The sequence below is a fragment of the Marinobacter sp. genome (assembly GCF_048259445.1).
GTDB lineage: Bacteria > Pseudomonadota > Gammaproteobacteria > Pseudomonadales > Oleiphilaceae > Marinobacter.
The window spans coordinates 33,033-52,643 of sequence record NZ_JBLXHQ010000008.1; the positions used below are offsets into that span (position 1 = coordinate 33,033).

16 protein-coding genes are annotated in these 19,611 nt (G+C 56.2%); 8 read left to right on the forward strand and 8 right to left on the reverse strand.

From position 1 onward, the window contains the following. The first annotated feature begins 34 nt into the window (after nt 1-34). Together ACN0RL_RS07680 and mrtJ are read left to right on the forward strand one after the other, a co-directional pair. Entirely contained in the window at nt 35-1,366 is a 1,332-nt protein-coding gene (locus ACN0RL_RS07680; RefSeq protein WP_417515362.1) for a DEAD/DEAH box helicase, read from the forward strand. Nucleotides 1,367-1,504: 138 nt separating this feature from the next. After that, nucleotides 1,505-1,981 (forward strand): JDVT-CTERM system glutamic-type intramembrane protease MrtJ, encoded by a 477-nt coding sequence (gene mrtJ / locus ACN0RL_RS07685; protein WP_417515364.1) that lies wholly within the window; start codon nt 1,505-1,507, stop codon nt 1,979-1,981. Nucleotides 1,982-2,042: 61 nt separating this feature from the next. On the opposite strand, the gene ACN0RL_RS07690 is transcribed toward mrtJ, so the two are convergent. Then, nucleotides 2,043-4,268 carry a choice-of-anchor O protein gene (locus tag ACN0RL_RS07690; protein WP_417515366.1) on the reverse strand — a complete coding sequence of 742 codons (2,226 nt, stop codon included), beginning with the start codon at nt 4,266-4,268 and terminating at the stop codon, nt 2,043-2,045. 187 nt (nt 4,269-4,455) lie between these two features. Here ACN0RL_RS07690 and ACN0RL_RS07695 point away from each other — a divergent pair, with 187 nt between their 5' ends. Further along, nucleotides 4,456-6,372: a hypothetical protein gene (locus ACN0RL_RS07695; protein WP_417515368.1), complete on the forward strand. Its 1,917-nt coding sequence runs from the start codon at nt 4,456-4,458 to the stop codon at nt 6,370-6,372. A 138-nt stretch (nt 6,373-6,510) separates the two neighbouring features. On the opposite strand, the gene ACN0RL_RS07700 is transcribed toward ACN0RL_RS07695, so the two are convergent. After that, nucleotides 6,511-7,233 (reverse strand): OmpW/AlkL family protein, encoded by a 723-nt coding sequence (locus ACN0RL_RS07700; RefSeq protein WP_417515370.1) that lies wholly within the window; start codon nt 7,231-7,233, stop codon nt 6,511-6,513. Nucleotides 7,234-7,390: 157 nt separating this feature from the next. Next, nucleotides 7,391-7,861 carry a winged helix-turn-helix transcriptional regulator gene (locus ACN0RL_RS07705; RefSeq protein WP_417515372.1) on the reverse strand — a complete coding sequence of 157 codons (471 nt, stop codon included), beginning with the start codon at nt 7,859-7,861 and terminating at the stop codon, nt 7,391-7,393. Nucleotides 7,862-7,996: 135 nt separating this feature from the next. Here ACN0RL_RS07705 and ACN0RL_RS07710 point away from each other — a divergent pair, with 135 nt between their 5' ends. Together ACN0RL_RS07710 and bamE are read left to right on the forward strand one after the other, a co-directional pair. After that, on the forward strand, nt 7,997-9,109 hold the full coding sequence (locus ACN0RL_RS07710; RefSeq protein ID WP_417515374.1) for an NADH:flavin oxidoreductase: 1,113 nt from the start codon (nt 7,997-7,999) through the stop codon (nt 9,107-9,109). Between the two features lie 101 nt (nt 9,110-9,210). After that, a complete protein-coding gene (bamE, locus tag ACN0RL_RS07715) occupies nt 9,211-9,519 on the forward strand; it encodes an outer membrane protein assembly factor BamE domain-containing protein (protein ID WP_417515376.1) in 309 nt (102 codons plus the stop codon). Between the two features lie 61 nt (nt 9,520-9,580). On the opposite strand, the gene pntB is transcribed toward bamE, so the two are convergent. Both pntB and ACN0RL_RS07725 read right to left on the reverse strand, forming a co-directional pair. Beyond that, on the reverse strand, nt 9,581-10,978 hold the full coding sequence (gene pntB / locus ACN0RL_RS07720; RefSeq protein WP_417515378.1) for a Re/Si-specific NAD(P)(+) transhydrogenase subunit beta: 1,398 nt from the start codon (nt 10,976-10,978) through the stop codon (nt 9,581-9,583). Between the two features lie 12 nt (nt 10,979-10,990). Further along, a complete protein-coding gene (locus ACN0RL_RS07725) occupies nt 10,991-12,568 on the reverse strand; it encodes a Re/Si-specific NAD(P)(+) transhydrogenase subunit alpha (RefSeq protein ID WP_417515380.1) in 1,578 nt (525 codons plus the stop codon). Between the two features lie 160 nt (nt 12,569-12,728). On the opposite strand from ACN0RL_RS07725, the gene ACN0RL_RS07730 reads away from it, so the two are divergent. Both ACN0RL_RS07730 and ACN0RL_RS07735 read left to right on the forward strand, forming a co-directional pair. After that, the gene (locus ACN0RL_RS07730; RefSeq protein ID WP_417515382.1) at nt 12,729-13,367 is read left to right on the forward strand and encodes a MarC family protein; all 639 of its coding nucleotides are present in this window, start codon (nt 12,729-12,731) and stop codon (nt 13,365-13,367) included. 9 nt (nt 13,368-13,376) lie between these two features. Continuing rightward, nucleotides 13,377-13,940 carry a gamma-glutamylcyclotransferase gene (locus ACN0RL_RS07735; RefSeq protein WP_417515384.1) on the forward strand — a complete coding sequence of 188 codons (564 nt, stop codon included), beginning with the start codon at nt 13,377-13,379 and terminating at the stop codon, nt 13,938-13,940. A gap of 134 nt (nt 13,941-14,074) precedes the next feature. Here ACN0RL_RS07735 and ACN0RL_RS07740 read toward each other — a convergent pair whose 3' ends face one another. Next, nucleotides 14,075-14,992 (reverse strand): DMT family transporter, encoded by a 918-nt coding sequence (locus tag ACN0RL_RS07740; protein WP_417515386.1) that lies wholly within the window; start codon nt 14,990-14,992, stop codon nt 14,075-14,077. A 123-nt stretch (nt 14,993-15,115) separates the two neighbouring features. Between ACN0RL_RS07740 and ACN0RL_RS07745 the strand changes: the two genes are divergently transcribed. After that, on the forward strand, nt 15,116-16,063 hold the full coding sequence (locus ACN0RL_RS07745; RefSeq protein WP_417515388.1) for a LysR family transcriptional regulator: 948 nt from the start codon (nt 15,116-15,118) through the stop codon (nt 16,061-16,063). Between the two features lie 25 nt (nt 16,064-16,088). Here ACN0RL_RS07745 and ACN0RL_RS07750 read toward each other — a convergent pair whose 3' ends face one another. Continuing rightward, on the reverse strand, nt 16,089-18,590 hold the full coding sequence (locus ACN0RL_RS07750; protein ID WP_417515390.1) for an acyl-CoA dehydrogenase: 2,502 nt from the start codon (nt 18,588-18,590) through the stop codon (nt 16,089-16,091). Nucleotides 18,591-18,717: 127 nt separating this feature from the next. After that, complete coding sequence (locus tag ACN0RL_RS07755; protein ID WP_417515392.1) at nt 18,718-19,608, reverse strand: prenyltransferase; 891 nt, start codon at nt 19,606-19,608, stop codon at nt 18,718-18,720. Nucleotides 19,609-19,611: the final 3 nt, after the last annotated feature.

The window sequence follows — 19,611 nt, forward strand, 5'->3', positions numbered from 1 at the left end:
TCGTGGAGGCAGAACAATCAAGAGTTAATCCTATATGAGTTTTTCTTCACTCGGCCTTTCCGAGCAACTGGTTCGTGCAACAACTGACCAGGGCTACGAAACCCCATCCCCCATTCAGCTTCAGGCTATTCCTGCCGTACTTTCCGGCAAGGACATTATGGCGGCTGCCCAAACGGGCACGGGCAAAACAGCCGGTTTTACACTGCCAATGCTGCAGCGTCTGGCTGCGAACCCCCGCACCGGCAAAGGCCCGCGCGCACTGATTCTGACGCCTACCCGTGAACTGGCGGCGCAGGTTCATGACAGCGTTAATCTTTACAGCAAATATGTTCCCACCAAGGCGGCTGTGGTTTTTGGTGGCGTTAAAATCAATCCGCAGATGATGAAACTGCGCAAAGGCCTGGACGTACTGGTAGCAACACCGGGGCGCCTGATGGATCTGTATCAGCAGAACGCTGTGCGCTTCAACGAGGTGGAAATCCTGGTGCTGGACGAAGCCGACCGCATGCTGGACATGGGCTTTATTCGCGACATCAAAAAGATTCTGGCGCTGCTGCCTGCCAAGCGCCAGAACCTGCTGTTTTCTGCCACCTTCTCTGGCGAGATCCGTACGCTGGCCCAAGGCCTTCTGGACAACCCGGTGCAGATCGACGTGGCTGTCAGAAATACCACGGCCGAAAGCGTAAAGCAGTCGGTGTATGCCGTTGATCAAAGCCAGAAAACTGCTCTTTTGAGCAAGCTGGTGCGCGATAACAGCTGGGAACAGGTACTGGTATTTACCCGCACCAAGCACGGCGCCAACCGCTTGACCCAGAAGCTGGAAAATGACGGCATCACGGCAGCCGCCATTCATGGCAACAAGTCCCAGGGTGCCCGCACCCGCGCTCTGGCGGATTTCAAGGCTGGTGAAGTGCGTGTTCTGGTTGCAACCGATATTGCAGCCCGTGGTCTGGACATCAAGCAACTGCCCCAGGTGGTTAACTTTGAGCTGCCCAACGTGCCGGAAGACTACGTTCACCGCATCGGCCGGACCGGCCGGGCAGGCGAAAGTGGCCACGCGTTGTCGCTGGTCAGCGCTGACGAACTGAAGATGTTGGTCGGCATTGAAAAGCTGATCAAGAAGCAATTGCCGCGTAAGGAAATGGAAGGTTTTGAGCCGAAGAACCACGTGGCCATGAAGCCCAAAGCCAAGGCCGACCCGAGCAAGGCTCGCAATCGCAGCGGTGGCAATGGCAGTGGGAACGGCCGCCCCGGTGGCAAGCCTCGCAGCTTTGGCGATAAGCCAGGTGGGCGTAGCGGTGGCCGCAGCCAGAATGGCAACGGTCAGCGCGGGCGTTCAGGCCAGCGTCAGAGCCAGAGCGCTTAAAGCCTCTTACACCTCTGGTGATTTGTTTAACAATGCGGAGCTTCGGCTCCGCATTGTTGTTTATGGCGTCTGACTTTCCCCTGACAGATGCACTAGTATGCACAGTCTGACTCTCTGCAGGACAAGGTTTCTACATCTATGCATGAAAGCGCCTCTCTGAAGAAACTGCTGGGCCTGGGCCCTCCAACGCAGCTGTTCGCGGACCGGCAGTTTTTAATCGCGCTGATTGCAGGCTGCTGCCTGAGTGTGGCTGTTGGCGGATTGGCCGGCGGGAATGCCTGGCTGAATGCGGGGTGGATGCCGCTGGTTTCACTGATTCTATGGGCCCCGATAATCGAGGAAATTGCCTTTCGCGGTATTGTGCAGGGTTATCTCGGAGAAACAATAGTTGGCAAACGCCATCTGGCGGGCCTCTCTTTCGCCAACCTGCTCGCTGCGTTTATGTTTACGGCCTGGCACCTGGTTTATCGAACCGATCTTCTGGCCTGGCTGGTCTTTGTTCCGGCACTGGCGTTTGGTTATTTTCGGGATCGTCACGGGTCGCTGCTGCCCTGCGTGATTCTTCACGCAGCCTGGAATGCTGCACTCTTGCCGGGCTGGTATCTGTTTTCCTGAGCCCATGAAAAAACCCCGGCCTGAGATCAGCGCCGGGGTTTTTTGCTATTACCGATCGACTTTATGACCGGGCTTTCAAGCTCCGTACTGTCAGACCACCGATAGCCAGGGCTGTCAGCAGAAGCAGAGTCGGGTCAAACGGAGCACCGGGGCTGTAGCTACAGCCTACAATTGTGCCGTCACCTTCGTCGGTTTCTACAACCTCGTCTGGCAGGTCGACCACGGTTGACTCACGGTACATGGCAACTGTGTCGTCGCCCTGAACTTCGTTCCATACTGCAAACAAGCGATTACCAGCCGGGGTCATACGAATCTGAGACTCGTAGTCCTCCACGTTATCTGCTTCGCCAGCGAAAGTAACAATCGGTGTGGCATAGGCACCATTGTTTTCGACGCGGGTCGCATAAAGGTCCAGCTCGCTGGTTTCATCATTGCTCCAGGCAGAAACGTTGGTCTGCTTACCCCAGGCCAGGTAGAACACGCCTTTGTCCTGACATTCCTCAGGGTTTGTCGCACAGGTGGGGCCGCTACCGGGCGTTCCGACCAGGCGGGGTTCCCGAACGTTGATGGTGGTATCGGTTTCGTTACTCAGGTTTTCCGGTGCCGACCAGGTCTGGTTAGCACCGTCGTAGCGACGCAGGTAGAAGTTGAAGTTCTTGGTGTTGGTGTAGAGCAGTTCCGCCAGCACCGGTGTATAGGTGTAGCCGATGTACAGGTCATCGCCCCGCAGCAACCCGCGGTGTGCGTTGGCACTCTCTTCAACTTTCTGGTTGGTGTCATCAGAAAGCGTTGAGTTTGCAATGTCTGCATCGGTTGTAGCCTGGGCAGTTTCAGCGTTGCTGCTCATGTTCAACGCTGGCTGGTTGTTCAGAACAATCGCATCAGCAAAGTCTGAAACAGCACAGTTTGCATCGACCGCCGGTACCATTTCGGCAGGCGAGAAGCCATTGCCGCCGGTCACGCCGTTTGCGTTCACAACGCCTCTACGCAGCATGATGTCCGAAGGGCCACCCTGCGTGAACTCGCCTTCCTTCCAGAAGATACCCAAGCGCATGCCGCTGGCCGTTCCCGCTTCTTTCTGCGGAACGAAACGAACACGGCGGGCGTTCAGTGCAGGGTTGCTGATGATGCAACCTGCTTCTGCTGCAGGGTTATTCCAGTCGAAGGTGTGGTAGCGGACATACTTGCCCTCATCCAGGCCATCGGAGCCCTTGGTTTCCTCATACGCAAGAATGACCTGCGGAATCAGGTTGTCCAGCGAGCCCAGCTGAAGTGCCAGGTTGGCCCGTGAGGCGCCCGCTTTGCCGCCTTCAACAATCTCACCACTCTCACTACCACTTCCGCTACCGGTAGTATTTGAAATTACAACACCCGAACTGTTTTTGATATCGTCAAAATTACCGGCGGCCTCCTGCCCGTCTATGTAGTTGTCGGTTACCCGCACAGGCGTCGCCCAGATACCTTTGTCCTGGGCTGTCCAGCCTTTAAGTGCATAGCTGTACCAGATATCACTGCCGTGGCTGGTGTTGGAGCCGGATGCGCCATCACCCGGGCCTTCCGCTTCGCCTCGCTGCAGGCCGCGGGGATCTTCCTGCCAGGTGAATGCCCACTCACCGGTTCCCAGGCCACGGCTCACATCCTGCTTGGCATCTCGCTCACCGGTAGAAAGCTGCACAGGATCCGACCAGGTAACGCCGTTATCTACGCTGGTTACTGCGTAGGCGCAGCTGAAGGGAATTTCGCGATTTTCCAATGACCGATAGCTGACCATTCGCTGGGCAGTTGGTTGGCCTTCCTCGCCTTCACAGTATTTATCGACCCAGGTAACGACAACACGGGAGCCCGAGTTGAAAATATTGGGCTTGTCGGAATCGCCATAGAAAGGGGTAGGTTGCCGGTTGGCATCAGGGTTCTCAAGATCGGGAATGGTATAGCCATCCCAATCAGTGCTGGCGGAAGACTTGTCAGCAGTTTTCGAAATATTAACTTCTTTGGTCCAATTTTCGGCCTGGTTACAATCGGCCGCACATGTACGCGCAAAAAGATCCCTTGCGGGTCGCGTACCTTGCTGTTTGACGTCGTAAACGGTGTAGCCGTTCGGGTCGAGATAATCACCATACACAGAAACCAGTCGGCCGTTAGTCATCCGAACGATCTTGGTTTTATTGGCGCCGCCGTTGGTGTTGAGTTGAACGGTATCGCTAAAGCTTAACCCGTTGGCTGCCCAAGCCGAACCCTGGCACGCAATCGTTGCTACAATCGCCGTTGTCAGAATGTTCTTTTTCATATACTACCCTCATAAAACATCGCGCTTTGAGTGCTCAGAAAAAGCTGGATTCCGATCACCCTTTTCATTAACTTTACGTCACATTCAGGATGATGACTACACGTTCAAGTTCTCGATCAATAATGAAAAGTGCGAGCCATCCCCCGGTTTATGGTCTTTATAACATTGAAAACATAGGATTATTTATATGGCTTCTAGGGATATGGTCATGAACTTGCGGGGTGGCATGCGACTATGTGTCGCAGTAGGTGTGCTGTTTTTGGGTGCATGCAGTGACGGACGCGGTTCTGGCTCCGGAGTGATAGTTGATGACAGCATCGAGACGGACAGTGATGACACAATCGACGATGGCGACGACGAGATCGTATTACCTGCACTTAGTACGCAGCTTGAACACTGGAGCAAAACCGGGGTGTTCCTGGCGGCAGCGGATTGCGCCCAGTGCCATACAGCCAGTGTGCCGGGCGATAGTCCTGCTGTGATGCGTGAGCCCGATCCTCAGGTATCGGCAAACCAGCCATCACCGGATGGCGAGGACATCAGCCCGTTCTTTGACTGGAAGAGCAGCGTGATGGCGAATGCCTTCACGGATCCCTATTTCCGTGCGGCCATGATGCATGAGGCGGAAACCTTTCCCCATCTGGCCGGCCTGATCGAAGACACCTGCCTGACGTGCCACAGCCCAATGGCGAGAATTCATGCCCACCAAACCGGCGTAGGCCTGGAACAGGACGACACCTGCACCTTGGCGGACGGTTGTTACCGCGCGGAACAGGCACTGGAAGACCCCCATGCCCGAGAGGGCATAAGCTGCACGGTCTGTCATCAGATAACAGATTCGGTCCTGTCCGGAGATGTCAATTCAGGCAACTTTGAAATTGCCGATGTCGAACACCCGGATGCATTCACGATCTTCGGGCCCTACCAGAACCCCGTCGGGCAGGCGATGCAAAACCGGGTTGGGTATACCCCGCAGTACAGTTCGCACATGTCCGATTCCAGGCACTGCGCAAGTTGCCATGAGCTCTTCACCCCGACGATTGATATGGAGACCGATCTCCCCAACGGCGAAGGTTTCCCGGAACAGGTACCCTATACCGAGTGGGTTAACAGTGATTTCGGGCCGGGTGGCACTTCGACGACGTCATGCCAGCAATGCCACATGGCGCGCACGGAAATCAGTGATAACTTTATGACCCGGGTTGCCGTTACCCCGAATGGTACGGTTAATCAGAGCTGGCCAGAGCGCCAGCCCTATTCCCCTCATGTCATGGTGGGTGGCAATACCTGGCTACTGGAAACCCTGGAAATGTTCCGGGAAGAGCTTGGCCGGGCAGGAATCAATCAGGAAGGAGAATTTTCAGATACCGCAGAGTTAACCCGGGAGTTCTTGAAAACGGCTGCCGATCTTGTTCCCTCTGGCCAGAACCTTTCAGGGAACGAGTTGGCTTTTGATCTGAGCATTCAGAACAACACGGGCCACAAACTACCTACCAGCTACCCCTCACGCCGGATCTGGGTGGCAACACAAGTGACGGACAGCAAGGGTGCCGTGCTCTTCAGTAGTGGCTTTCCCGATGAGAATTACCATCTGGTGTCGGATGCCCGATACACCAGCCAGGAATGCCTGGCGGCGAAAAAGCCGGAGGGTTTTGATTCTGCCGGTTGCTACCAGAGCCATGTCATGCAGGTCAGCTCGCCAGACGATATACCGGTTTACGAGCTGGTACTTGGCTCAACCACAGACGCTATCACCCATATTCTGCTATATGCATCCGGGTCACTGAAAGATAACCGGATTCCGCCCCGTGGCTTCGATAGCTCAGCGGTCCCCGAGTGGGCCCGGCCGGAGGGCGTGGAGGGTGACATGGATTTCAATCTGAACAACCTTGGCCAGGATACCATTGCCTATCGTCTGACCCTTCCGGTCTCGGCGGTGCCGCCACTGACGGTTGAAACGACTCTGTACTACCAAAACATCCGCCCGACGTTTGTTGAAGGTCTGCACGGAGAGCATTCGTGGATTGACGAGTTTCACGGTATCGTCGCTCTGAATCCACCACGTGCTGAAGTGCTTGCGACGGCAACCTTCCAGGTTCAATAGAGCGGTCAGGGGGGTAGGCAGGATAAGCGGAGTTCAGGTGTAGTCGTTCAGGCAAAAAAAGGCGGAGCAACTAGGCTCCGCACAAGAAACGCACGCTCCGGCAGCCAACAGACCATGGCAACTGCCGGTGTACGAATATCAGAACTTGTAGGTCAGGCCTACCATGTAAACCCAGGGATCAATATCAACGTCGATAGTGCTGGTATCGATTTTGGTGTCGCCAGCATAGGCATTGATGGTCGCTTCGGTATCGATGTCCGCCCACCAGATAGCAGCGTTTACACCGATGTTCTCTGTAATCATGTAATCCAGACCAATCTCGGCGGCCAGGCCAAAGCTGTCATCCAGTTCGATGTCGGTGCGGTTAATACCAGCGCTGGGGGCCAGTGAGGAGTAAATGCCGGTTAGCGTGTCGGTGGTCTTTTCTTCAAAGAAGTTGGTGTAGTTAACACCCACACCCACATACGGCTGGAGTTTGCTTCCGCTCGGCATCGGGAAATACTGCAACGTGATGGTCGGCGGCAGGTGTTTGGTCTCGGCCAGTTTACCAGCGCCGCCCAGAACGGATCCGGCACCGTTAATGTCGTGTTTGAAAGGAGTTGCGCCGAGAACGCCCAGAGCAATCTGGTCAGTGAACATGTAGCTCAGAGTCAGGCCCAACTGGGTGTCGGAATCAACGCTGACTTGAGCACCTGGAATCTCACCCAGTGCGGCAGAGTTCAAGTTGCTGCTGGATGAATCAGGGTCAACCATTACTGCGCCAACACGACCAATGAAATCACCGGCTTCGTACGCCTGAACGGCCGGAGCAGCAGCCATAACAGCTGCAGCTAAAATACCAAGTTTAAATGTACGGGACATATCCATCTCCTTTACCTGAATCGTTGTTGCGATCAGATTAAAGGCCCCGGAGATAGGAAACTTGATATAGCGCAATAATCGCGGCTGGGTGGTTTATGTTGGTGCAGTAGATTGACGCAACTCAAGAAATGAGGCGGGAACGTATATCTGCTGGTTGTCAGGCGGTATCTTTTTTGCTGCCGGGGGCTCGTGCTTCAGGCACAAAAACGTCCCGCACGGTGATTGGCTCACCTTCTGCATTCTGTACCTGGATTGTCTTGATAGGTTGCCCTGTGGCTCGGTCGCGCAGGTCCAGTGGGGCTTCATCAGGCGCAGGGTTCCACTTGTCACCCCACTGGCGCAGGGCAATGACCACCGGGAACAGATCCCGGCCCTTCTCGGTAAGCCGGTATTCGAAGCGGGAGCCATGCTCGCCAACTTCAACCTTCTTGAGCACTCCGTTATCTACCAGGCGGGCGAGGCGGTCGCACAGGATATTCTTGGCGATACCCAGTTCCTGCTGAAAATCCACAAAGCGCCGGGTGCCGTACATGGCGTGCAGCACAATAAGCAGCGACCACCAGTCCCCTACTTGGTTGAGGGCGCGGGCGACGGAGCAATTGGAGTCATCAAAACGTTTTCTTGCCATGGATGCGAGTGTACATAATTGGGTTGCATCTTAAAACCAGATTAAATAGAGTTGCGTTAAGAAACTAAATTGATGAGGTAGCTAACCGCCTTCCTCAAAGTTTATTCACTATCTTTTGTCAGGGAGTAGTCACTGATGACCATGAATCTGGGCCCCATGTTCGAACCTTTCGATATTCACAACCTTACCCTTCGCAACCGGGTTGCCATGGCGCCCATGACCCGGAACTTCTCGCCCAAAGGCGTTCCGGGTGAAAATGTGGTCGCCTATTACCGGCGCCGCGCCGAGGCCGGTGTAGGCCTTATCATTACCGAAGGCACTACTGTGAATCATCCCGGTGCCAACGGTTACCCCAATGTTCCTGCGTTTCATGGCGACGAAGCACTTGCAGGCTGGAAAAAAGTGGTAGATGCGGTGCATGAAGCAGGCGGTGCTATTTTCCCCCAGCTCTGGCACGTGGGTGCGGTGCGCAAGGAAGGCACAGATCCTGATCCCTCGGTTCCCGGTTACAGCCCGTCTGGCCTGTTCTCACCCGGCAAGCCCAATGGTAAGGCGATGAGCAAAGAAGACATCGAGGATGTGATTACTGCATTCGCCGATGCCGCACAGGACGCCAAAGCCCTCGGTTTTGACGGCGTCGAGATTCACGGTGCCCACGGTTATCTGCTTGATCAGTTCCTGTGGGAAGGTACCAACCAGCGTGAAGACGAGTACGGCGGCAGCATGGAAAACCGCCTGCGCTTTGTCGTAGAAATTGTAGAGGCCGTTCGCCACCGTGTGGGCCCGGAGTTCCCCATCATGCTGCGCTTCTCCCAGTGGAAACAGCAGGATTACGAAGCCAGACTGGTTAACAGCCCGGAAGAGCTCGAACAGTTCCTCAAGCCGCTGGTTGAAGCCGGTGTGGATATTTTCCACGCTTCAACCCGCCGTTTCTGGGAGCCGGAGTTTGAAGGTTCAAACCTGAACCTTGCAGGTTGGACGCAGAAGCTGTCCGGCAAGCCCGCCATGTCTGTTGGCAGCGTTGGCCTGACGGAAGACTTCATCAGCGGCACTATGGCCAGCAAACAGGAGTCCGTTGAGCAGTCCGGCATCGACGAACTGGTAGAGCGCATGAACAACCACGAGTTCGAACTGATTGCTGTGGGGCGCGCGCTTCTGCAGGATCCGGAATGGCTCACCAAAGTGAAGGAAGGACGGCTTGGCGAGGTGGATGATTTTGCTCGCAAGTCCCTTACCAAACTCTACTGAGTCTGGCCGGAATATTTCCTCTCTGTAACAGCACACCCCCTCTGCCTGCGCGTATGATGGGGGTGTTTTTTTATGGGAAGAATTTTACCGGAGGAACGGCAATGTCTTTGAAAAACAGCCTTTCAGTATTGATGCTCGCGAGCCTGCTGGCGTTTGCCGGTTGTGCCACCGTAGGCAAGGATTTTCCGACTCACAGTGTCGACCAGATCAAGGTGGATGAGACCACCCGAGCCGAAATTCAGGAAATGTTCGGAGAGCCATGGCGCACGGGTGTGGAAGACGGAAAACGCACCTGGACCTACGGCAAATATCGCTGGTCAGCCTTCGGTGATGCGGAAACCACCGATCTGGTTGTGCGCTTCAATCCGGATGGCACTGTTTCGTCCTACGTTTACAACACCACCGATTAACGATTCAGTTGATGCGGTATCCGGAAAGCCCGGGTACCGCATGCATCAACGCCTGTTTGGCTCAGTCCCTCAGCCCGCTCACCAGTTTGTCTATACTGTCCTTGGCATCTCCGAACAGCATGCGGGCGTTGTCCTTGAAGAACAACGGGTTTTCCACACCGGAATAACCGGTTGCCATACCCCTTTTTAGAATCACCACCTGGCGAGCTTTCCACACCTCAAGCACCGGCATGCCGGCAATCGGGCTGCCCGGATCTTCTGCCGCTGCCGGGTTAACCGTATCGTTGGCGCCGATAACCAGGACCACGTCGGTTGTGGGGAAATCTGCGTTGATTTCATCCATCTCCAGCACTATGTCGTAGGGCACATGGGCCTCTGCGAGGAGCACGTTCATGTGGCCGGGCAGGCGGCCGGCGACCGGATGAATACCAAAACGCACATTCACGCCACGTTCCCTGAGTAGTTTGGTCATATCGCTGACGCCGCTCTGGGCCTGTGCCACCGCCATGCCGTAGCCTGGAACGATAATCACTGAATCGGCGTTGCGCAGCTCCTCGCATACCTCATCTGCACTGGTTTCCACAGCCACCTGGTCGTCAGAACCCGCTGCGGCTGAGCTGCTGGTGGTCTGGCCAAAGCCGCCGAGGATGACGCTGATAAACGACCGGTTCATGGCTTTGCACATGATGTAACTGAGAATGGCACCGCTACTGCCCACCAGGGCACCGGTTACGATCAGCAGGTCGTTGCCCAGCATGAAACCGATAGACGCTGCGGCCCAACCGGAATAACTGTTGAGCATGGACACCACCACTGGCATATCGGCACCGCCAATGGCCATGATCAGATGAACCCCGAGAACGGCGGCTATTACTGTCATCAGCACCAGGGCAAGTATGCCCAGCGCCATGCTCTCTGTGCTCAGGAACCAGGCTCCCAGTAGCACAGATATGGCAATGGCAGCCAGATTCATCAGGTGCCGGCCGGGCAGGGTGAGGGCTTTGCTGTCGATACGGCCATCCAGCTTGCCGCAAGCCACCAGTGATCCGGTGAAGGTGACGGCGCCGATAAAAATACCCACAAAGACTTCCACGAGTTTAATGGTGTGCTCGGCACCAGTGGTGTGAATCAGCGGCTCAATGTAGCCGGTAAAACCCACCAGAACAGCGGCCATGCCCACAAAACTGTGCAGCAACGCCACCAGTTGTGGCATCTGTGTCATTTCCACTTTGTTGGCAATGGCGATGCCAATTCCGGCGCCCGCAAGCACCGCAATCACGATGGCGACGAGCCCGCTGTCACTGACACTGGCCATAGTGGCGACCAGCGCGATCAGAATGCCGGCTACCCCATAAAGGTTGCCCCGGCGCGCCGATTCCTGATGGCTCAAGCCACCCAGGCTGAGAATAAACAATACGCTGGCGACCACGTAGGCCACACTGACGAGTCCTGTACTCATGGCGGTCACCTCCTATCTGCGGAACATTTTGAGCATGCGATGGGTAACCCGGAAGCCACCACCCACGTTGATGCTGGCAATCAGCACCGCCACAAACGCCAGGATCCCGACCACGACGTTTTCCGCCTGAGCCAGATGCAACATGGCACCAATCACGATAATGCCGCTGATGGCGTTGGTTACACTCATCAGGGGCGTATGCAGGGAGGCGGTTACGTTCCACACAACCTGCCAGCCAATAAAGCAGGCCAGCACAAACACCGTAAAGTGCCTGAGAAAACTCTCCGGTGCGTGAGCGCCAACGCCATACAGCGCAGCAAGGGTGACAATCAATAGAGCGCCCTTGCCAATCAGGCTGCGGCGCTGGGATTCCTTGTGTGCGGCCGCTTTCTGTTCTGCTGACGGCTCCTCGGTACCCGGCGCAGGTTTGGGGCTTGTTGGCGTCTGCGGTTGTGGCGGTGGCCAGGTCACATCCTGATCCAGCACCACTGTAAGACCACGGATAACGTCGTCTTCCATGTTCACCCGGGGCCGGCCGTCTTTCTCAGGTGTCAGTTCAGTCATCAGGTGGAAAAGGTTGGTGGCGTAAAGGTCACTGGCCACCTTGGCCATGCGACTGGGCAGATCCGTGTAGCCAATCACTGTGACGTCGTGCTGCTCAACAATCTTACCTGGCTCGGTAAGCTCGCAGTTACCGCTGCGTTCCGAGGCCAGATCAACAATCACGCTGCCGGGCTTCATGGATTTCACCATATCTGCCGTGATCAGCTTGGGTGCCGGCCTGCCGGGAATCAGAGCGGTTGTAATGATGATGTCGACTTCTTTGGCCTGCTCTGCAAACAGTGCCATTTCTGCCTTGATGAACTCATCGCTCATCTGCTTGGCGTAACCGCCGGTGCCGCTGCCTTCTTCTTCACCAAAATCCAGCTGCAGAAACTCAGCGCCCATGCTTTCAATCTGTTCCTTAACTTCCAGCCGGGTATCAAACGCCCGGACGATAGCTCCCAGGCTGTTGGCAGCACCTACTGCCGCGAGCCCGGCCACACCGGCACCAATCACCATGACTTTGGCTGGCGGCACCTTGCCGGCGGCCGTTATCTGGCCGGTGAAAAAGCGCCCGAAGTGATTGGCTGCCTCAACTACTGCACGGTACCCGGCGATGTTAGCCATGGCGCTCAGCGCGTCCATTTTCTGGGCGCGGCTGATCCGGGGCAGGCTGTCGATGGCGAAGGTGGTGATTTTGCGGGCAGCAAGCTTATTGAGGAGCTCAGAGTTCTGGGCTGGCCAGATATAGCTGATCAGGAAGGCGCCTTCCTTCATCAAGTCGGCTTCATGCTTGCCCAGCGCCGGGTTCTCCATGGGAGCGCGAACCTTCAGAATGAAATCCGCGTTGCTCCAGAGCGAGCGGGCATCCGCCGCAATGGTTGCGCCAACGGCCTCATAGGCTTCATCACGATAGTGCGCGGCTTCGCCCGCACCGGACTCAACCGAGACCTCATAACCCAGGGCAATCAGCTTGTGCACCGATGGCGGTGTCGCTGCAACCCGTCGCTCGTCTGTAAAAATTTCTTTCGGAATGCCAATCTTCATGATGCAAACGCCCTCTGTTTGAACCCATGAAACAAATGTGAGCTATCTACATCCTAGTGCAACTTCAAGACTTTGCATGCCATAGGTTCTGTTGCGTACGGCAGACATCCGGATAAGGCGCTATGCTTCGCGTTTTTGGACCCGCCAGGATTTTTTTTCGATGTTCGAGATGTTTTTCAGTACCTATGTCAGCAGTACGATCCGCTTTCTGTTTCTGCTGGCGCCTTTCTTTGCCGTGTCCATGTTTATAGCCTTGACCCGTGGGCTGCCCGCTGTTGAAAAAGCTGCGATTATCCGCCGCGCCTGTATCGCGGCATCCGTGATGGGCGTGATACTGTTCTTTGGCGGCCCTGTGCTGTTCAGTGCCATTGGTATTACATTGGATTCTTTCCGTATTGGTGCCGGAACGCTGCTGTTCCTGACGGCGATCAGCCTGGTAACCAGCGGAACTCGTAACCATGCCACCGGCCTGCCAGAAGAGGATCGCGACGATATCGCGGTGGTGCCACTGGCGGTGCCGGTTATGATTGGCCCCGCCACCATAGGTGCCATTCTGGTATATGGTGCTGAGCTCAAGAAAGTACCGGAAGTTGCCGGGGGCCTGCTGGGGTTGCTTTCCGGTCTGCTGATACTGGGTATATTGCTGCACCTTTCCGGATATCTGGAAAAGGCACTGGGCAAAACCGGCCTTAATATCCTCTCCAAAATCAGCGGCCTGGTACTCTCGGCCATGGCTGCGGAAATTGTTTTGACCGGTATCACCGGCTTCATTGCCAGCACGGGTTTGACAGGAGCATAGAAAGGCGCGATGTCCACCGACACCACTGAGCACAACCGAAACCGACAGGATTTCTCCGGCATCGACTCGATCTGGTTGTTCGGCTATGGCTCATTGATCTACAAAGTGGATTTCCCGTTTCTGGAACAACGCCCCGCGTCTATCCACGGCTGGGCACGTCGGTTCTGGCAGGGATCTCACGATCACCGCGGTACGCCGGAAGCCCCGGGCCGTGTGGTGACGCTTGTTGAACAGCCCGGGGCATCCTGCAAAGGCATGGCATTCCGGGTGTCACCGAAAGTGTTTGAGTATCTGGATGTGCGGGAAAAGAATGGCTACCTGCGATTCACCACAACCCTGACGTTCGATAACGGCAGTCATGGTGAGGGGCTGGTTTACATTGCCACAGAGGACAATGAAGCATTTCTTGGCCATGCTCCGGAAGCGGATATAGCGCGACAGATTGCTTCAGCCGTTGGCCCAAGCGGCCCTAATTCCGAATACCTTCTCAGGCTTGCAGAGTCTTTGCGTGCACTGGGCGATGAGTGCTCCCATACCTTCGCAATAGAGAACTGTCTCAAGAATAACTCCTGAGCAAGAACCCGTCTTCGAGGAAGCAACCGAGGGCGGGACACCTTCCGAAACACGCTGTGAATACGTCCGTGTACGCTTGGCTCCGCCATCCCTGGCTCCGCACAGTTTCGGAAGGTGTCCCGCCCTCAGTTGCGTCAGGCTTCGGCGATGGCCGCCCGGTGTTCCTCTCTGGTAGCGGGGTTAAATCCTCTTGGTGGTGATTTTCGACGTTGATTGAGACCAATCAACACCAGCGGCACCACAACCATCAGGCTGCCAACCAGGAACCACCAATCCGGCACCTCGTTAAACCAGATCCAGCCAATGCCCACAGCCCAGATCAGCCCGGTATATTCGGCGCTGGTTACCTGGTTTGCATCGACCTGTCGGTAAGCCAGCAATACGGTGATGTTGTAGCCGAGAATAAACACTGCGGAGCCCGCTGCGCTAAGCAGAACCTCCGGATGCCAGGTTACACCCTGTTGCCACTCCCAGATAGCAAGCACTGCAGACGCAGGAATGACTAGCAGGTAGTTGAGAAACAGTTTGTGTACCGTCGTCTGGTTCTTCGGCAGCTTGCGAACCATCACCGCGTTAATGGCCAGAGTGAGCGCGGACCCCAGAGCTGCTAAGGCAGCCCAGTTGAACTCTACCGGGCGCAGGATAACGATGATGCCGGCAAAACCACTGAATACCGCAAATACACTCAGAGGCGACAGCGACTCCCGGAAGATGACGACCGAGAACACCATCACTAGAATCGGTGCTGCATAAAACACAGCGTTTGCCGTGGCGAGGGGCAGGTTACTCAAAGCCACGATCATGCACAGCAGGCCTACCAGATGAATGTGCGCTCGCATCGCGTGTATTTTGATTCCGGAAAACAGGTTGTTGCGGTCGATCTTGCGCGCCAGTGGCAGCAGAAGCATAAGAGTGAGCATGCAGCGTACAAACGCAAACTGAAAAATCGGCGCGCCGGGTTCCATAAGCTTGATAAAAACGTCCGAGACCAGAGCCATGGCGTTGCCAAGCACAAGCAGAAGAATTGCGCTGTTAACAGTTTTGCCTGACATGTTTTCTTTCCTGATATCCGAATAAGAATAAAACGCACACGTAGGAAGTGGCAGTCGTAGTCTAATTGCGTTTTAATATCCGATAAAATGATGTTTATTAATCAGGTATTAGAAAAATAGATAATGAAACTGCCTCCTCTCAAAGCCCTGCCAGTATTCGAAGCCGTTGCTCGCCTCAACAGCTTTTCTCTCGCTGCTGGGGAGCTTGCCGTCAGCCAGAGCGCGGTTAGCCATCAGATCAAACAGCTGGAAACCTATCTGGGTGAGAAGCTGTTCTGGCGCAGTGGCCGCACACTTGCGCTGACAGATGAAGGCCGCCAGTATCTCGACGCTGTCAGTACGGCTTTGCTTCAGATTGAGCGGGCCAGTGAGCAAGTGCTGGGGCATGAAGAGTCCCGGCTGCGGCTGTCGTTGTTCAGTTCCTTCGCCGTGCGCTGGCTGGTGCCCCGATTACCAGACTTGCAGCGACTGCATCCACAAGTGGAGTTGGCGCTGGAGATGAGCAGCGAGAATCCGGTGCTGTCAGACCGGGTAGCGGATTGCTTTATCACCATTCACAGGGACTCGCCGGCATACAGTTATGAGCTCTTGTACGTGGAACGGCTCTTCCCTGTGTGCAGTCAGGACTATTGGCAACGCATTCGCAGGGAGTTGGGTCGGGAGAAGGATATTAAGGGGCGGGATGAACCCCCTATGACGACGGACGAGGTAGCCCGCTTTCCGTTGTTATCCACCCACAGTATTTATGATAAAGCTGCCGGCGATTGGGAAGCCTGGTATCAGGCAGAGGGGGAAACCATACCCGCCGGTGCCAGGGTTCAGCATTTCAGCCACATGCTGTTGGCGCTTGAAGCCGCGCGTTTCCATCAGGGTATCGCCCTGACCAACGATTACATGTTGAGCACCCGAAAGGACTCTGAAGAGTTTGTTCGGTTACCCAGCCATGCGGTGGTCACCGGAGATAGCTTTTACTTTGCCTGGAAAACCAGCCGCAGGCGTGAGCGCGGTATCCAGATACTGCGGCGCTGGCTGGTAGATGAAGCAATTGCGGGAGGTTTGCGCGGGGCTTGAGATGCCCCGCGCAGCATTATAGGCGCTACTCTTCGGCAGGCCTTTCCACCACTTTACGTTTGCCCTTGGCACAGCGGGACAATGCCTTCAGGCCATCTTCATCAAAGGCGTCTACCCGGATAACGTCGTATAGAGCGGTCAATGCCTCCTGTAGCTTGTCGCATTCATCAGCCTTCACAATGCCTTCGGCGCACGCCCAGTCCACCAGTTCCTTGCGTTGGTGACCCATTAACAGTGCAATGCCGTCGAGATCGTCCTCATCGCGGTTGCGAATGGCGTCATGCAGACGGCTGCGCATATCAACCGTTTCGTTCGCCAGCTTGTAGGCGTTCAGAACCTTTCCGAGCGGATCGTCCGGATCCATTGTGGTGTAAGCGCCACGGCTAACGCGCTGGCGCAGCGGGGTGTCTTCAACAATGCTGGCGGCCACGCGTGTGCCCAGCCTGTCATCCGGCCCGTTAAGACCGGTGGCACCCAGTGGGAACACCAACAGGCGCAGGGGCCAACGCAGGGCAGGTACAGGGAAGTTGATGATCGCCTCACGCATGGAATGCTGCAAATCCCGCAGGCAGGTTTGAAGGCACCACTCCACCAGCGGCCGCTGGTCGTCCGGATAGCCCTCTTCGTGCCATTGTTTGATGACGGCTGTTGCGTAATAAAGCTGCACCAGGCAGTCCGCCATGCGCCCGGAAAGCCGTTGCCTGGCTTTCAGACCACCGCCTACCGAAAGCAGAGTCACATCGGTCATCAGCGCAAATGCCGCCGAGAAGCGGGCGAGCTGGCGGTACGATGATTTGATATCACCCTGTCTGGGGACCGATTCCAGTAGTCCTCCGGTAAGGCCGAGAACCAGGGCGCGCAGAGCGTTTCGCGTGGTATGGGCCAAGTGGCGGTAGAAGATACCGTCAAATTTTTTCGCAGCTTTGTCCTCATCTTCCATGCCGGCAGCTGCGATTTCTTCAACAATAAAGGGATGGCAGCGAATGGCGCCCTGGCCGAATACCATCAGGCTGCGGGTCAGGATGTTTGCGCCTTCTACCGTGATGCCGATGGGCACCGCGTTGTAGGCGCGGGCCATGAAGTTGCGGGGGCCGGTGATAACGCCACGGCCTGCGACCACGTCCATGGCGTGATTGATCACGATCCGCATCAGGTCGGTATTGCGGTATTTCAGTAGTGCCGAGGGCACCGCCGGCCGCACGCCTCTGTCGAGCATGCCGGAGGTCAGCAGGCGCGCAGCATCCATCATGTAGGTGTAGCCGGCGATGGGTTCCAGAGCTTCCTGAACACCTTCGAACTGGCTGATGGAACGGCCGAACTGTTCGCGGGTGTAGGCGTAGGAGCCGGTCGCCAGGCTGGCCACCTTGCCGGCACCGGTACCCAGCGCGGGCAAGGAAATGGAGCGGCCAATGGAGAGGCACTCCAAGAGCATGGTCCAGCCCTTGCCGAGCATGTCCTGGCCACCGATAACCTGATCCATGGGGATGAATACCTCGTTGCCCCAGGTTGGGCCGTTCATGAATACGGTATTCATAGGCAGGTGCCTCGCGCCGGCGTGAACGCCCTCGGTTTCGCGGGGAACCATTACGCAGGTCACGCCTATGTCGGCATTATCGCCGAGCAGGCTTTCCGGGTCGTAAACCTTGATGGCCAGGCCAATCAGTGTGGCGACCGGAGCCAGGGTGATGTAACGCTTGTTCCAGGTTACTTTCAGGCCCAGCACTTCTTTGCCGTTCCACTCGCCCTTGCACACAATGCCCTTATCCGGGATGGCTCCCGCATCGGAGCCGGCGATCGGGGAGGTCAGGGCAAAGCAGGGGATTTCCTCACCACCGGCCAGCCGGGGCAGGTAGTGTTTCTTCTGTTCATCGGTGCCGTAATGCATCAGCAACTCACCCGGGCCGAGGGAGTTGGGTACCATTACGGTGACAGCCGCGGAAACGCTGCGGGTGGATATTTTCATCACGATTTCTGAATGGGCGGTGTTGGAGAAGCCCATACCACCGTCTTCTTTCGGGATTACCAGGCCGAAAAAGCCGTTCTCACGGATAAACTTCCAGGCTTTGTCCGGCAGATCGTAGTGTTCGTGGGTAATCTTCCAGTCATCCAGCATGGCGCAGAGTTTTTCCACCGGACCATCCAGAAACGCCTGTTCCTCGCTGGTCAGGTGTGCAGGCCTTGCATCCAGCAGTTTTGACCATTGCGGCTTGCCTGAAAACAACTCGCCATCCCAGTCTACAGAGCCGGATTTCAAAGCCTCTTCTTCGGTGGAAGAGAGCTTGGGCAGGCGGCTGCGAACCCAGCCCAGCAGTGGTCGGCTGAATTTGTCGAGACGCAACTCGCTGGGAATGACCAGAATGAGTGCTAATGCCAGAAAAAGGCCACCAAACAGAACACTGGCAAGGTGCCAGTCATCCTGGACCACGCCCACCAGAGTAGCGATGGACATCACCAGAGCAGCGGTGGTGCCGCCTACTCCCAGATAGATCAGAATCAGGGCACTGATGAGCAGTAAAAGTACGCTCATGGGCAGACCTCCGTATCGTGGATGAAATCAGAGAATGTCAGTATTAACCTTCGGCCAAAGCTCGCGCACATGCAAGGGCAGTAGCTCTATACCTGTTTGCAGCTGTACTTACTGCCTGAGCCCGGGGTTAAAGGCTCAGGCCAACAATCAGCAGCGCCAGCGTGGCGAGCAGAGTCGCGACGTTGGTGCCCAGCAACACGTTTAGAGCGTCTGGTTGACCAATCGCTCCCGGCAGTTTCCAGGCAAGCCAGAAAGCGAAGGGTGCCGTTGCCAGAGACAGTATAGACGCCAATGGCAACCAGTCGGCGAGTATGCCCGTTACCAGAACAGCGTAGCCCGTAATAAACAGAACGGAGACCAGTCGGGCGGCAGCGTGTGTGCCGAGAGTGATGACCAGGTGACGGCGACCTATTTTACGATCGGCTTCCGCATCCGGTATCTGGTTGATCAGTAACAGTTCGCTCACCAGTAACAGGCTGATAACGGATACGGTGAGCGCGGTGGCATCAAGCCTGGCGCCGAGCGCCACCAGTGTGCCCAGAACCATTACCGGACCAAAGCCGATGCCGGGAGCAAACAGGCATAGCAGGGGAGAGCGGGTAATCCACCGTGTGTAGGTGATTATCAGCACGACACCCGCCATGCCCAGCACCAGCATGGGCAGCCCCCTTTGCCAGAGGAAGTAGAGGCCGATCACGATAACGAGAGCCAGGGTGCCAATGGCCGCTGCCAGCACGCGCTTTGCGGCGCCGGGAACCTCCGGAAGAGCCCCGCTGCCACCGGAAAAAGGTGTGCGGGTGGTCATCAGGTCCAGCCCGGATACAAAGTCCTCATATTCATTAAGCAGGTTCACCGCAGCATGTGCCAACAAGGCACCAATAAACACCAGCAGTGTATCCAGCAGTGCCGGTGGCTCGCCCTGTTGCCAGGCCACCGCAACTCCCAGCCCGACACACAGAGGCGCAAGAACCAGAAAGTTGGGGCGGGAGGCGCGGACAACGGCGACTGCTTCAGACATTCA

Coding starts and splice junctions, on each gene's coding strand:
- ACN0RL_RS07735 (WP_417515384.1), top strand. CDS start 13,377: ATGTCCACCGACACCACTGAGCACAACCGAAACCGACAGGATTTCTCC.
- pntB (WP_417515378.1), bottom strand. CDS start 10,978: ATGAGTACAGGACTCGTCAGTGTGGCCTACGTGGTCGCCAGCGTATTG.
- ACN0RL_RS07755 (WP_417515392.1), bottom strand. CDS start 19,608: ATGTCTGAAGCAGTCGCCGTTGTCCGCGCCTCCCGCCCCAACTTTCTG.
- ACN0RL_RS07710 (WP_417515374.1), top strand. CDS start 7,997: ATGACCATGAATCTGGGCCCCATGTTCGAACCTTTCGATATTCACAAC.
- ACN0RL_RS07695 (WP_417515368.1), top strand. CDS start 4,456: ATGGCTTCTAGGGATATGGTCATGAACTTGCGGGGTGGCATGCGACTA.
- ACN0RL_RS07745 (WP_417515388.1), top strand. CDS start 15,116: ATGAAACTGCCTCCTCTCAAAGCCCTGCCAGTATTCGAAGCCGTTGCT.
- ACN0RL_RS07730 (WP_417515382.1), top strand. CDS start 12,729: ATGTTCGAGATGTTTTTCAGTACCTATGTCAGCAGTACGATCCGCTTT.
- ACN0RL_RS07705 (WP_417515372.1), bottom strand. CDS start 7,861: ATGGCAAGAAAACGTTTTGATGACTCCAATTGCTCCGTCGCCCGCGCC.
- ACN0RL_RS07690 (WP_417515366.1), bottom strand. CDS start 4,268: ATGAAAAAGAACATTCTGACAACGGCGATTGTAGCAACGATTGCGTGC.
- ACN0RL_RS07740 (WP_417515386.1), bottom strand. CDS start 14,992: ATGTCAGGCAAAACTGTTAACAGCGCAATTCTTCTGCTTGTGCTTGGC.
- ACN0RL_RS07750 (WP_417515390.1), bottom strand. CDS start 18,590: ATGAGCGTACTTTTACTGCTCATCAGTGCCCTGATTCTGATCTATCTG.
- ACN0RL_RS07725 (WP_417515380.1), bottom strand. CDS start 12,568: ATGAAGATTGGCATTCCGAAAGAAATTTTTACAGACGAGCGACGGGTT.
- ACN0RL_RS07700 (WP_417515370.1), bottom strand. CDS start 7,233: ATGTCCCGTACATTTAAACTTGGTATTTTAGCTGCAGCTGTTATGGCT.
- ACN0RL_RS07680 (WP_417515362.1), top strand. CDS start 35: ATGAGTTTTTCTTCACTCGGCCTTTCCGAGCAACTGGTTCGTGCAACA.
- bamE (WP_417515376.1), top strand. CDS start 9,211: ATGTCTTTGAAAAACAGCCTTTCAGTATTGATGCTCGCGAGCCTGCTG.
- mrtJ (WP_417515364.1), top strand. CDS start 1,505: ATGCATGAAAGCGCCTCTCTGAAGAAACTGCTGGGCCTGGGCCCTCCA.